This window comes from Rhodopseudomonas sp. (genome assembly GCF_013377015.1).
Lineage (GTDB): Bacteria > Pseudomonadota > Alphaproteobacteria > Rhizobiales > Xanthobacteraceae > JARJEH01.
Genome location: NZ_JACABA010000001.1, coordinates 1,007,668 through 1,021,375 on the forward strand (window position 1 = coordinate 1,007,668; position 13,708 = coordinate 1,021,375).

11 protein-coding genes are annotated in these 13,708 nt (G+C 64.4%); 7 read left to right on the forward strand and 4 right to left on the reverse strand.

Features of this window, described 5'->3' with window-relative positions; all coding sequences use genetic code 11:
• Positions 1-36 precede the first annotated feature (36 nt).
• A complete protein-coding gene (locus HXX15_RS04915) occupies positions 37-2,736 on the reverse strand; it encodes a ligase-associated DNA damage response DEXH box helicase (RefSeq protein ID WP_366558558.1) in 2,700 nt (899 codons plus the stop codon).
• 161 nt (positions 2,737-2,897) lie between these two features.
• On the opposite strand from HXX15_RS04915, the gene HXX15_RS04920 reads away from it, so the two are divergent.
• Positions 2,898-3,869 (forward strand): IS1595 family transposase, encoded by a 972-nt coding sequence (locus tag HXX15_RS04920; RefSeq protein ID WP_296513250.1) that lies wholly within the window; start codon positions 2,898-2,900, stop codon positions 3,867-3,869.
• Between the two features lie 54 nt (positions 3,870-3,923).
• A complete protein-coding gene (locus HXX15_RS04925) occupies positions 3,924-4,274 on the forward strand; it encodes a hypothetical protein (protein ID WP_296513252.1) in 351 nt (116 codons plus the stop codon).
• Here HXX15_RS04925 and HXX15_RS04930 read toward each other — a convergent pair.
• The 3 genes from HXX15_RS04930 to HXX15_RS04940 all read right to left on the reverse strand — a co-directional run bounded on the left by HXX15_RS04930 (position 4,267) and on the right by HXX15_RS04940 (position 8,248).
• Positions 4,267-4,431 carry a hypothetical protein gene (locus HXX15_RS04930; RefSeq protein WP_296513254.1) on the reverse strand — a complete coding sequence of 55 codons (165 nt, stop codon included), beginning with the start codon at positions 4,429-4,431 and terminating at the stop codon, positions 4,267-4,269. The genes HXX15_RS04925 and HXX15_RS04930 overlap by 8 nt on opposite strands.
• A 1,533-nt stretch (positions 4,432-5,964) precedes the next feature.
• Positions 5,965-7,185, reverse strand: coding sequence for an ABC transporter substrate-binding protein (locus HXX15_RS04935; protein WP_296513256.1), 1,221 nt, complete (start codon positions 7,183-7,185; stop codon positions 5,965-5,967).
• 136 nt (positions 7,186-7,321) lie between these two features.
• Entirely contained in the window at positions 7,322-8,248 is a 927-nt protein-coding gene (locus tag HXX15_RS04940) for a methyltransferase domain-containing protein (RefSeq protein WP_296513258.1), read from the reverse strand.
• Positions 8,249-8,337: 89 nt separating this feature from the next.
• Between HXX15_RS04940 and HXX15_RS04945 the strand changes: the two genes are divergently transcribed.
• From HXX15_RS04945 to HXX15_RS04965, 5 genes are all read left to right on the forward strand, one after another.
• Positions 8,338-9,378 carry a ligase-associated DNA damage response exonuclease gene (locus tag HXX15_RS04945; protein ID WP_296514840.1) on the forward strand — a complete coding sequence of 347 codons (1,041 nt, stop codon included), beginning with the start codon at positions 8,338-8,340 and terminating at the stop codon, positions 9,376-9,378.
• Complete coding sequence (locus HXX15_RS04950) at positions 9,375-11,186, forward strand: cisplatin damage response ATP-dependent DNA ligase (RefSeq protein ID WP_296513259.1); 1,812 nt, start codon at positions 9,375-9,377, stop codon at positions 11,184-11,186. The genes HXX15_RS04945 and HXX15_RS04950 overlap by 4 nt, the downstream gene beginning before the upstream one ends.
• Positions 11,187-11,256: 70 nt before the next feature.
• A complete protein-coding gene (locus HXX15_RS04955) occupies positions 11,257-11,559 on the forward strand; it encodes a DUF6460 domain-containing protein (RefSeq protein ID WP_296513261.1) in 303 nt (100 codons plus the stop codon).
• A gap of 78 nt (positions 11,560-11,637) precedes the next feature.
• Complete coding sequence (locus HXX15_RS04960; protein WP_296514842.1) at positions 11,638-12,906, forward strand: MATE family efflux transporter; 1,269 nt, start codon at positions 11,638-11,640, stop codon at positions 12,904-12,906.
• A gap of 54 nt (positions 12,907-12,960) precedes the next feature.
• Positions 12,961-13,695: an MBL fold metallo-hydrolase gene (locus HXX15_RS04965; RefSeq protein WP_296513264.1), complete on the forward strand. Its 735-nt coding sequence runs from the start codon at positions 12,961-12,963 to the stop codon at positions 13,693-13,695.
• Positions 13,696-13,708 lie beyond the last annotated feature (13 nt).

A 13,708-nucleotide genomic window follows, 5' to 3' on the forward strand; every position in this document is an offset into this window, starting at 1 on the left:
GTGGATGCCCGGGACGAGCCCGGGCATGACGATGTCCTAGTTGTCCGGCAGCCGTTCGTCATGTTCACCCACCGCCTCGCGCACCAGATCCTCGGCGGCTTCGGCCAGCAATGCGTCGGAGGCCTCGCCGTACACCGCTTCGCGGCCGATTTCCAGCATCACCGGCACCGCCAGCGGCGACACCCGATCAAGTTCCTTGTGGATGATTCGGCGCTTGATTCGCGCGAGCATATCACTGAGCCGTCGGATATCGAGCAGCCCGGTGGCGGCGTCGGCGCGGGCGGCGCGCAGCAGCACGTGGTCGGGCTGGTGCCTGTTGAGCACGTCGTAGATCAGGTCGGTGGAGAACAGCACCTGCCGCCGGGTCTTTTCCTCCGAGGTCGAGCGCCGCGCGATCAGGCCGGAGATGATCGCGCAGCTGCGGAAGGTGCGCTTCATCAGCGCGGATTCCGCCAGCCAGGCTTCGAGATCGTCGCCGAGCATGTCGGGATCGAACAACGCATCGAGATCGAGCCGGCCGTGGCGGATCATCTGCGACATGTCGCCGAGCCCCCACACCGCCAGAGCGTATTCGTTGGCGACGAAGCCGAGTGGTTTCGCGCGACTGCGTTCGAGCCGGCGGGTCAGCAGCATGCCGAGGGTCTGGTGCGCGAGGCGTCCCTCGAACGGATAGCACACCAGGTAATATTTGTCGGCGCGCGGAAAGGTCTCGACCACCAGTTCGCGCACGCCCGGCACCTGCGACGCATAGGCCTGCAGCCGCAGCCAGTCGCGCACCTGCTCCGGCAGCGCCGCCCAGGCGCGCTTGTCGTCGAGCAGTTTGCGCACCCGCTCCGCCAAATAGGTCGAGAGCGGAAACTTGCCGCCCATATAGGACGGCACCCGGGCGTCCTTGTCATGGGCGCGGGAGACGTAGACCTGATCCTCCATCAGCGCCTCGTAACGCACCACCTCGCCGCCGAACACGAAGGTGTCGCCGACCACCAGGTTCTCGATGAAATATTCCTCGATCTGGCCCAGCATCCGGCCGCCGCGCGCGATCGCGCCGGTCGACCCGGAGCCGCCGCCGCGCCCGCGCACCAGCTTCACCTTCAGCATCGATTCCTCGACGATGGTGCCGACATTGAGCCGGTAGCTCTGCCGCACCCGCGGGTTGGTGACGCGCCATTTTCCTTCCTTGTCCTGCTTGATGCGGGCGAAGCGCTCATAGGTTTTCAGCGCGTAGCCGCCGGTGGCTACGAAATCGACGGTGTCGTCTAAATCGACGCGGGCAAGATCCGCATAGGGTGCGGCGCTCCGCACTTCGTCGTAAAGATCGTCGGCCCAAAACGGCGCGCCGCAGGCGCAGCCGAGCACGTGCTGCGCCAGCACGTCGAGCGCGCCGATCCGCAGCGGCGGCGTATCCTGGGCATTCTCCGCCACCGCGTCGATCGCGACCGCGCATTCCAGCACTTCGAAGCGATTGGCCGGCACCAGCACCGCGCGCGAGGCTTCGTCGAGCCGGTGATTGGCGCGGCCGATCCGCTGCATCAGACGGGACGCGCCCTTCGGCGCACCGACATTGATCACCAGATCGACGTCGCCCCAGTCGACGCCGAGATCGAGCGACGAGGTGCAGACCACGCCGCGCAGTCGGCCGGCCGCCATCGCGTCCTCGACCTTGCGGCGCTGCGCGACATCGAGCGAGCCGTGATGCAGCGCGATCGCCAGGTTGTCGTCGTTCATCCGCCACAGTTCCTGGAACAGCATCTCGGCCTGGCTGCGGGTGTTGACGAACACCAGCGTGGTTTTGTTCTGCTTGATCAGATCGTAGATCTCCGGCAGCGCGTGGCGCGCCGAATGGCCGGCCCAGGGCAGTCGCTCGCTTGTGTCGAGCATCTCGACCACCGGCTGCGCCGCGCCGCCGGCGACCACGATATCGGCGGAGGCGATGGCGCCGGCGGGCTGCGGCACCAGGAACCGCGCCAGCGATTGCGGTTCGGCCACCGTCGCCGACAGCCCGATCGCACGGACTTGCGGCGCGATGCGCCACAGCCGCGCCAGCCCCAGCGACAACAGATCGCCGCGCTTCGAGGTCACCAGTGCGTGCAATTCGTCGAGCACGATGCGCTTGAGCGATCCGAACAGGAACGGCGCGTCGTCGGACGACAGCAGCAGCGCCAACTGCTCCGGCGTGGTCAGCAAAATGTCGGGCGGATATTTGCGCTGCCGGGCACGGCGCGACACCGGGGTGTCGCCGGTGCGGGTCTCGACCCGGATCGGCAGCTGCATCTGCGCGATCGGCGTCTCCAGATTGCGCGCGATATCGACCGCCAGCGCCTTCAACGGCGAGATATAGAGCGTGTGCAAGCCCGCGCTGCGGGTGACGCTTCTTCCCTCGCCCCGCTTGCGGGGAGAGGGTGGCGCGACAAGCGCAGCTTGTTGCGCCGGGTGGGGGGGCGTCGCGTTGTGCTGAAGCGCCCCGTCACCCGGACTGCTCGCTCCGCTCACAGTCCGACCTCTCCCCGCAAGCGGGGCGAGGTGAAGAGATGCTTCGCCGAGTTCCACCAGCGTCGGCAAGAATCCGGCCAGCGTCTTGCCGGCGCCGGTCGGGGCGATCAGCAGCGCCGACCGGTTGTCGCGGGCCTTTTGCAGCAACGCCAATTGATGTTCGCGCGGTGCCCAGCCGCGCGCGGCGAACCATTGCCGGAAATGGTCAGGGAGAAGATCGACTGGGGGATCGCGGTCTGCGGGCACGATCCGAAGCTAGGCACTGGTTGTGGCTGGGTCGAGTCATCGGCCGCACAAAGCCGCCGCGACAGCCGCTTGACAATCGGTCCTTCTGATTATATTCAGCATTATAACCTTGACAAAGCATGTAATCGCACCCTATTCTCAACGGCATAGGAGCGAAAGCCATGACCGATCTTCTCAAGAACCCGATTTTCCAAGATGAAACCAAAGCCCGCGACTGGCTTGAGGCGTGCGTTTGGGCGGGTGTCCGGGTCTGTCCGCATTGCGGCAACGCCGATCAAAAGAAGATCACTCAGCTTCATGGCGAGGCGCACCGCGCTGGCCTGTACCAGTGCAACGAACCGGAATGCCGTGAGCAGTTCACTGTCACGGTCGGCACCGTATTCGAGCGCAGCAAGATTCCCCTGACAAAGTGGCTTGCGGCGCTGTTCCTGATGACTGCCAGCAAAAAGGGTATCAGCGCGCATCAGATGCACCGTATGCTTGGGATAAGCTACAAATCGGCTTGGTTCCTGATGCACCGCTTGCGTGAGGCTATGCGTACAGGTGGCCTTGAGCCGATGGGAGGCGAAGGCAAGGTTATTGAGGCGGACGAAGCGTATTTCGGCAAAGCCGACACCCTGCACGTCTCGCCGCAGCGCAAGGGCCGCGCTTATACCAAGCGCGGCAAGTTCAAGAATAACCGCCCAATCGTCTCGCTTGTCGAGCGCGGCGGGTCGGTGCGCTCTTTCCATGTTGCTGTTGCGGATCAGGTCGCCGTCACGAAAATCGTTCGCGATAATGTTGCCCGCGAAAGCCGTCTGCACACCGACGAAAGCAAACTCTATTACCGTGTCGTGTCGCACGTCGCCGCGCATGAAAGCGTCAACCATTCGGGACGCGAATACGTCCGTGGCGACGTGACCACGAACACCGTTGAAAGCTATTTCTCACTGTTCAAACGCGGGATGCGCGGGACCTACCAGCATTGCAGCGAAAAGCATCTTCACCGCTATCTCGCTGAATTTGATTTCCGCTACAATAACCGCATTGCCCTTGGCGTTGCCGATACCGAACGCGCCGAGAACTTGGCGAAAGGTATCGTTGGCAAGCGATTGACCTATCGACGGCCTCACTCAAAAGAAATTCCGTTTTAAGGCTCTGCGATTTCTACGCTGGAAGCGAAAAACAAAATCCAAACGGAAATCAACATGAGCACCCCAAAAGAATGGGTTGAGTTCGAGAATAAGGGAGAAGTTGGCGTTCGCGACGATTTAGCAATGCGTCGTTACGGTGAATTTAGGCAAGCCCATGCCGAACATTGGCTTGCTCACAAATCTGCCGAGCGGATCTCAGCCTCCAATTCCCAACAAGCAGCAGCAGCGGCACGCGCCGCAGCTGCTGCAGAACGAGCCGTAGAAGCCGCCGAGCGTGCCGCAGCCGCCGCAGAAGAACAGGCATCCCAAGCCCAAAGAGCCAATAGGATTGCCGCGACGGCACTAATCATAGCTATTTCCGGCGCCATAATGAGTCTCTTCGCACTCGCCAAGAAAATTACTTAGTCGCCTTCTTCGCTTTTCTGGCGACTTTCTTTTTCTTCTTTGCAGCACGGTGTTGTGGCGGGCTTTTCGCCACTACGCCAGCGGCGCGCTCGAAGCGATCCCATGCATCAGGCTCGAATTCCACATCTTTCGTCTTAGCTTTGGTTTTGTCCGTCACCTCACATCACCTAGTTCTTTCAGAGTCTCAGTCACTTCCCACGCAACCTGCCTCATTGTCGCATTAGCTCCTTGTAGAGCCCTGACCGCACCATTCGCGTCAGGTCCGGAAATACCAGCCCCAGCCTTCAAACTTACATATGCAGGATCAGTAAGACCGCCAACGTGTCCACCCCCATCTTGGTGACGCAAGGCGAATACTAGACGCTTACGCGTTAATTCAACGCCGGCGGTACTTCCGTAAATATCTTCCTTCGTCCACCAAGTTTCAAACTGAAGTCTACCTGGTTCTGGCTTTCTGCCCGACATTTGAAACTGCGGGATGAAATTTGTTCCAGCAGGACCCATCCGCACCCCCACAAGAGCGGGAGACGCGAAAACAGGTATGAAGTTTAGAGGAGTCTTTTCTTGACCAGTCGCGAGCATACGTAGCGAAGATCGCAAGCCTAATTGGGTGAGCAGCGACCGAATAGAGCCGCCGTCATGAAAAAGGGTGAATATAACTGTCGCTAGGCGAGCCGCCTCCCACTCATTGCCTTCATCATACCCCCTGCATGATGCGGCAAGCGCCGCCCGCTGTTCAGCGAGAAGCGTGACTAGCTCTGCCCTAGTTCTCTGTTGCGGCCTACCCACATTGCAATAAATACGTCACGAGCTAGGTCCGGCGCAATGTCTGCGCCACACACTCCGTATTCTTCCGCAATTATATATGTTCCTGCTTCTAGCATCGAAACCGTGATTTCGGGCGCGCCATCCCCTTGCGGGGCGGGGCCAGAACTAGAATTTGAAGTCTGCTTTGTCAAGGTTATAATGCTCATTATATTCCTAGTCGGTCCTGTCCAGAGGGGCGCTTCGCGAGGCGTTCAAGAAGTCGGACAGAACGCTGGGCTGGGCAACCAGTCTGGTCAATGGCTCGGCGAAGCCGGCGTCAGCCGGCGGAGTCGGGTTGGATGCGGCGTCCCGCGCCGGTGCCTCGCAAGCGCCGCCCGGGAGGCTTTGGGTCCTCGTCCGGCTCCACTACGAGAGCCTGCGACTTGTTAGTTCGCTGGACGCGGGGCGGGTGAACGGCGGGAAACCGTCGGGATCAGGCGGTGCAGCGGCATCGCGCCCGTCCCCGGAAGCACGGGTCCGAAGCCCAAAACCGCCGCGGTGGGCGCGCCGATGCGGCGACGCGACTGGCCGCGCAAGCCGGTCGCGAGACACCACCACCCCAGCGCCGCACGGCGCGCCCCCGCCCCTCGCCATCGGGGCGGACTTGCGCACAACTCGGGCTCGATCGAGCCGCGAGATCGCGGAGGCGTGCCCGAATTGGGGTGGCTGTTTGACAATTGAATCCAGCATCGCCCGGCCGCGATGCGGCGTTCGGCGCCCGCATCATATGCGGTCGTCATTGCGAGCGAAGCGAAGCAATCCAGGGCGGCAAGCCAGGACTGGATTGCTTCGTCGCAGGGCTCCTCGCAATGACGAACGTGACGGCCGGAGCTATCCGTCGCTTTCCTAATCGGACTATCCGGATGACGGTCGCTGCCTTGCGCTATTCGCTCACCGGCTTATCGGAGATATCCCAGTCCGCGCCGTTGAAGATCGAGATGTAGAGCGTCTTCATCGGCGTGTAGTCGTCCGCCGTGTAGCTGTAGGTGATGCCGTCGAGCATATAGGGCGAGTGGAAGCCGTTCAGCGACGCCGCCTGCTTCAGGACGTTGGCCCGGGTCAGATCGTCGCCGCAGCGGCGCAGGATTTCCCCCATGGTCACCGCCTGGCCGTAGCCCGCATAGGCGATGGTGTTGTCCTTGTCGACATTGGGGAGATATTTCTTGCGCAGCTCCTCGAACGCCAGCACGTCCGGGTCGTTGTCCCAGCGCGGCACGCCGACTTCCTTGGAATAGCGGATGGCCACGATGCCCTTGGCGTTGTCGAGCCCGCCGGCGTGCAGGATCGACCGGCCGGTCGAGCCGGCCGACAGCAGCTGCAGCGGCTTCCAGCCGAGTTCGGCAACCTTGCGGATCGACTGCGACGACGCCTTGCCGGTCGAGATGTTGTAGAACACGTCGGCGCCGGACTTCGACAGGTTGATCAACTGCGAATCGATGGTCGGATCGGTCAGATCGTAGGTCGCCTCAGCCACCACCTTGGCCTTGCCGCCGGCGTCTTCCAGCGCCTTCTTGAACGGCCCGAGGAAGTCGCGGCCGAAATCGTCGTTCTGGTACAGGATCGCGACCTTGGCTTCCGGCTTCACGCTGAGGACGTATTTGGCGAGAACCCGCGCCTCGGTCGGATACAGCGGCAATCCGGCCATGGTCCATTTGTTGTTCTTCGGATCGTTCCATTTCGACGCGCCGGTGTTCAGCAGCAGCTGCGGCACGCCCTTGGCATTGAGATATTTATGCACCGCGGTCTGCGGCGCGGTGCCGAGCGAGCCGTACAGCGCCAGCACCTCGTCCTGCTCGACCAGGCGGCGGGTCGCTTCCACCGCCTTCGGGGCGCTGTAGGAATCGTCCATGGTGAGGAACTTGATCTTGCGGCCGTTGATGCCGCCCTTGTCGTTCAGCATCTGGAAATAGGCCTCGCCGACGCGGCCGAGCACGCCGTAGAGCGAGCCGGGGCCGGAATGCGGCACGGTCTGGCCGATCCTGATTTCGGTGTCGCTGGCGCCGAAGTCGTATTTCTTCTCGGCGGCGAATGCGCCGGTCGCGGCGGACAGCATCGCGACGGCAATGGTCGCCCGGACGACGCGCGTCGACAGATGGTTTTTCATTTTTGCTTCTCCCTGGACCTGCATTGTTCTGAGATTCTGGAAGGGTGGCAAGAGGCTGGCAAGAGCACGGCATGATCGCGATGCGAGGTCGCCCAAATTGGCGACGCGTTTTTCCGCGTTGCGGACAAACCGGCGATCAGGCTTTCACGGCAACCGCGACCAGCCCGGGTACCGGCACACCGGTCTCGGTCCGCGACGACGCCAGTTCGAGGCGATCGAGCAGCAAACCGGCAGAGGCGACCGAGCTGCGTAGATGATCGACGCCGTGCGCGTAGCGAAGGCCCTCGACCAGCACCACGCCTTCGCCGGGATGGGTCTCGGCCGTGAACGCCAATACACCGCCCGGCGCCAGCACCCGCGCCGCTTCGCGCAGCAGTGACGCCAGATCGTGGACATAGACCATCACATCGGCCGCCAGAATGAGATCGACGCTGGCTTCGGGCCGCAGCGCGAGCCACTCGACGATTTCCGCTACCTCGACCTGGGTGTAGAGGCCGGTAGCGCGGGCGAGTTCGACCATGCGCTGCGACAGATCGATGCCGACGATTGATTCGGTTCGGGCCGCAAAGGCATGAGCGGCGAGCCCGGTGCCGCAGCCGAGATCGATCGCATCCTTGAAGAACGCGGACTTGCCCGCGGCGGCGCGGCTGGCCAGCACCGCCTGCAATAGCAAGGCCGGGGCGCAATAGCCGAGGCCCTCGACCAAAGCTTTCTCGAATTTCGGCGCGTATTGATCGAATAGCGCGCGCACATAGGTCGGCTGCATGCCGGTCAATTCCGCGGCGCCGAGCCGCATCAGCCGAAGGCCGGCGCCGTTGCGGTCGCCGGCATCGTTGCTCTGGGCGTGACCGAAGGCGACGATGGCGCCGGCGCGGTCGCCGAGCTGCTCGCGGACTTCGCCCAACGTGAACCATGCGGTGGCGAAGCCCGGCGCCAGGCTGGTGGCCTGCACGAACAGGTCCTCGGCCGCCACCAGCTCGCCGCGCAGCTGCAGGTCGCGCGCGAAATCAAACCGCCGATCGGCGATCATATCGCCCGATGACATGAACAGGCGTGATGGCATTTTGGGAACCGGTTGCCGGGGCGGGAATTCGCAAGCGCCGAAAGACTCGCAGCACTCGAATGAACCCGCCACCGCCTTATATAGGCAGGATGCGCCCGCACGACATCCTGATTCCCGCCGCCGCCGGCCTGTGCTGCAAGCCGGGTGGCTTTCATATCGATCCGGTGCGGACGGTGGAACGCGCCCTGATCACCCACGGCCATTCCGACCACGCCCGGCCCGGCCACGGCGCGGTGCTGGCCACGCAGGAAACCCTCGACCTGATGCGGCTGCGCTACGGCGACAATTTCGCGCGCAGCACACAGGCGATCGGCTATGGCGAGGAGATCCGGCTCGGCGACGTGCGGGTGAGATTCCATCCGGCCGGCCATGTGCTCGGCTCGGCGCAGGTCGCGGTGACGTGCGAAAAGACCTGCATCGTCGCCGCCGGCGACTATAAGGACGCGCCCGACCCGACCTGCACGCCGTTCGAAATCGTACCGTGTGACGTCTTCATCACGGAAGCCACCTTCGGGCTGCCGGTGTTTCGCCACGGCAATGCCAGCGCCGAGGTGAACAAACTGCTGTCCTCGGTGGCGCTGTTTCCGGAGCGGGCGCATCTGGTCGGCGCCTATTCGCTCGGCAAGGCGCAGCGCGTGATCGCGCTGATCCGGCAGGCCGGCTATGACGCACCGATCTATCTGCACGGCGCGATGGAGACCATCACCAGCTATTATCAGAGCCGCGGCGTGGAACTTGGCGAGCTGCGCCCGGTGAAGGGCGTCAGGAAGGCCGACCTCGCCGGCACCATCACGCTAGCGCCGCCGTCGGCGACCTCCGACATCTGGACGCGACGCTTCCCCGATCCGGTCACCGCGTTCGCCTCGGGCTGGATGCGGGTGCGCGCTCGCGCCCGGCAGCGCGGCGTCGAGCTGCCGCTGGTGATTTCCGATCACGCCGACTGGGACGGGCTCACCTCGACGATTGCGGCCACCGGCGCCGGCGAGATCTGGGTCACCCACGGCCAGGAAGACGCGCTGGTGCATTGGTGCACGACACAGGGCTTGGTGGCACGGCCGCTGGCGCTGGTCGGCTATGGCGACGAAGACGGCGACGAGGCGCTGTCCGCGAGCGAAAGCGCCGAGGCATGAACCGCTTCGCCGAACTGCTCGACCGCCTGGCCTATGAGCCCGGCCGCAACAACAAGCTGCGGCTGATCACGAATTACTTGCGCTCCACCAAAGATCCTGACCGCGGCTACGCGCTGGCGGCGCTGACCGCCGCGCTGTCGTTCAAGCACGCCAAGGCCGGCCTGATCCGTGAACTGATCGCCGAGCGCACCGATCCGGTGCTGTTCGCGCTGTCCTATGATTACGTCGGCGATCTGTCGGAGACGGTGGCGCTGATGTGGCCCACGCCACGAACGCACGCCAGCTCCCCTCCCCCTTGCGGGGAGGGGTCGGGGGTGGGGGGCCACAACGGAAGCCTCGCCTCGGATCACCCCCCACCCCAACCCTCCCCCGCAAGGGGGGAGGGAGCGCGCCCTGCTTGGGGCAAGGGAGCAGGCCACAACAATCCGCCGCCGACGCTGACCGACGTCGTCACCACGCTTTCCACCCTCGGCAAGGCCGAATTGCCGGCGCAGCTGGCGCGCTGGCTCGACGAATTGGACGAGACCGGGCGCTGGGCGCTGCTGAAGCTGGTCACCGGCGGATTGCGGGTCGGCGTGTCGGCGCGGCTGGCGAAGACCGCGGCGGCGGCGCTCGGCGACAAGGATGCGCACGATGTCGAGCTAATCTGGCCTGGGCTGGCGCCACCCTATCTCGAGCTGTTCGCCTGGCTGGAAGGCCGCGCGGATAAGCCGGTCAATCTCGATCCGACGCCGTTCCGCCCGGTGATGCTGGCGCATGCGATCGCGGACAACGATTTCGTCGGCCTCGATCCGACTGACTACATCGCGGAATGGAAATGGGACGGCATCCGGATTCAGGCGGTCAGCGGGCGCGATGCGGAGGACAACATCGTCGCGCGGCTCTATTCGCGCACCGGAGAAGATATCACCGGGAGCTTCCCTGACCTATTGCCGTCGCTGCGCCTGCCCGGTGCGATCGATGGCGAACTGCTGGTGCTACGCGACGGCCGGGTGCAGTCCTTCAACGTGCTGCAGCAGCGGCTCAACCGCAAGACCGTGACGCCGAAGCTGATCAAGGACTATCCGATCCATCTGCGCGCCTACGATCTGCTCGGCGACGGCGACACCGACTTGCGCATGCTGCCGTTCGCCGAACGCCGTGCGCGGCTGGAAAATTTCATCGCCAGGCTCGACGATCCGCGGATCGACCTGTCGCCGACGATCGCCTTCGCCGACTGGGACGCGCTGACCGCGGCGCGCCGCGATCCGGCCGGCGCGGGAGCGAGCCTCGACGCCGACGCGGTCGAGGGCGTGATGCTGAAGCGGCGCGACGCGCTATATCTGCCGGGGCGGCCGAAGGGCCAGTGGTGGAAATGGAAGCACGACCCGCACATCATCGACGCGGTGCTGATGTATGCCCAGCGCGGCCATGGCAAGCGCTCGTCCTATTATTCCGACTACACCTTCGGGGTCTGGACCGAAGGCGATTCCGGCGACCAGTTGGTGCCGGTCGGCAAGGCCTATTTCGGCTTCACCGACGAGGAACTGCTGCAGATCGACCGCTTCGTTCGCCGCAATACCACCGAGAAATTCGGGCCGGTCCGCCATGTCGTGCATGAACCGGATCAGGGCTTGGTGCTGGAGGTGGCGTTCGAGGGGCTGCAGCGCTCGCCGCGGCACAAATCCGGGGTGGCGATGCGGTTTCCACGGATCAGCCGGCTGCGCTGGGACAAGCCGCCGCGCGAGGCCGACCGGTTGGAGACGCTGGAACGAATGCTGACGGCGGATGCCACAATTCAGTCGACCACCTCGTCCGGCGGCCATTGACGGGATCAAACCGGTTTCCCATCTGCTTTGCAGCGACTATCATGCGCAAAATCCGCGCGAGGAACGATCGATGCCCAACGACACACGTGAATTGCCGGCGACCAATGACAGTCTGACCCGCTTCCTGGGCGGCTCGCCTTTGACGGTGGTGTTCCGGCTGTCGCTGCTGTCGATCCTGGTCGGCGTGGTGCTGGCGGCGATCGGCTTCGATCCGTGGAATATCATTGCCAGTATCCGAACCCTGTTCCAGCGGATCTGGGATCTCGGCTTCGACGCCATCAACGGACTGTGGCGCTATTTCCTGCTGGGCGCGGTGATCGTGGTGCCGATCTGGCTACTGTCGCGGTTGTTTGGAGCGCCGAACGGGCGGTAATCCGCCCGCGAGACGAAGCCGTTGTCTTCCGCTTCCGCCGTCACCAACCGGCGCGTCTTTGCGATCGCCGGCCCGGCGATGCTGGCCAATCTCACCACCCCGCTGCTCGGCATCGTCTCCACCGCTGCGATCGGTCAGCTCGGCGATCCGCATCTGCTCGGCGGCGTGGCGCTGGCCTCGGTGGCGTTCGACTGCATCTTTTGGCTGTTCGGCTTCCTGCGGATGGCGACGCTGGCCTTCACCGCGCAGGCGCTCGGCGCCGGCGACCGCATCGAAGTCCGCGCGGTGCTGGCTCGCGCTTTGCTGCTCGGGCTTGCCATCGGCCTCTTGCTGATCGCACTGCGCACGCCGCTGGCCGCGCTGACCTTCTGGGTGATGGGCGGCAGCGAAGCCGTGACCGCGGCGGCGCGGCAGTACTTCTTCATCCGGCTGTGGTCGGCGCCGCTGATGCTCGGCAACTATGTGCTGCTCGGCTGGCTGGTCGGCCAGGCCCGCACCGGGATCGCGCTGGCGATCCAGGTCGGCATCAACTGCGTCAACATGGCGCTGACGGCGGTGCTGGTGCTCGCCGCCGGCCAGGGCATCGCCGGCGCCGCGATCGCCACGGTGGCGGCCGAGACCGGCGGCTTCATCGTCGGCCTGATCGTGGCCTGGCAGTTCCTCGGTCGACGCCTGGGCGTGTCCCGCGCCGTGCTGCTGGATCGCGCCCGGCTGCTACGGCTGCTGGTGATGAACCGCGACATCATGATCCGCACCGCCGCGCTGATCGCGGCGTTCCTGATCTTCGCGTCGCAGAGCGCCCGCGCCGGCGACCTGACGCTGGCCGCCAACGCGGTGTTGAACAATTTCCTGATGATCGGCTCGTTCTTTCTCGACGGCCTCGCCAACGCCGCCGAGCAGCTGTGCGGCCAGAGTTTCGGCGCCCGCGACCGCCGCGCCTTCGCGCGCGCGGTGAGGCTGGTGCTGATCTGGAGCGCGCTGTTCGGCGCCGCGGTGACGGCGCTGTTCGCGCTGTTCGGCAACACGCTGATCGATATCATCACCGCCAGTCCCGAGATCCGGGTCGCTGCGCGCGAGGCCATGCTGCTGGCGGCACTGGCGCCGGTCTGCGGCGTCGCGGCCTATTGCTATGACGGCATCTATATCGGCGCCACCTGGGCGCGCGAGATGCGCAACCTGATGCTGGCGGCATTCGCCGCCTATCTGGCGGCCCTCTATCTGCTGGCGCCGTTCGGCAATGCCGGGCTGTGGAGCGCGCTGCTGCTGTTCCTGCTGTGCCGTGGCGCGCTGCAGGCGCTGCGCTATCCGGCGATGGTACGGGTTTCGTTTCCACGGGGAACGGCGTAGAGCAGATTTCCGGCCGCCGGTTCCCGGCGATGCGTCAGATCAACGGAGCAAGCGATGCAACTGCGGTTTGTCGGCTGCGGCGACGCGCTAGGGTCCGGCGGCAGGCTCAATACCTGCTTCCACGTCAGCGGCGAGCGGGTCAATTTCCTGATCGATTGCGGAGCCTCGTCGCTGGCCGCACTGAAGCGCTACGGGATTTCGCGCGACGACCTCGACCTGATCCTGATCACCCATTTCCACGGCGATCATTTCGGCGGGCTGCCGTTCCTGCTGCTCGACGCCCAGTTCGCCAAGCGCAAGCGACCGCTGGTGATCGCCGGCCCTTCTGGCATCGACATCCGGCTGACGCGGCTGATGGAGGCGCTGTTCGAGCACTCCTCGGCGACCAAGCCAGGATACGAGTTGTCGGTGGTGTCGCTCGAACCGGGCCAGGCGCGCGAATTCGGCGCCGTGAAGGTAACGCCGTTCCCGGTGGTCCATGGCGATTCCGGCGGGCCGTTCTTCGCCTACCGGGTCGAGGCCGAAGGCCGCACCATCGCCTATAGCGGCGACACCCAGTGGACCGATACATTGGTGAGCGCCGCGCACGACGCCGACCTGTTCATCGCCGAGGCCTATTACCACGACAAGATCGTGAAGAATCACCTCAGCCTGAAAATGCTGGAAACCCATTTGCCGGAGATCAACCCGAAGCGGCTGGTGCTGACCCATATGAGCGACGACATGCTGCGCCGGCTCGACACGCTGCCGCACATGGCGGCGAGCGACGGGCTGATCGTGGAATTGTAAGAGTTGTCATTCC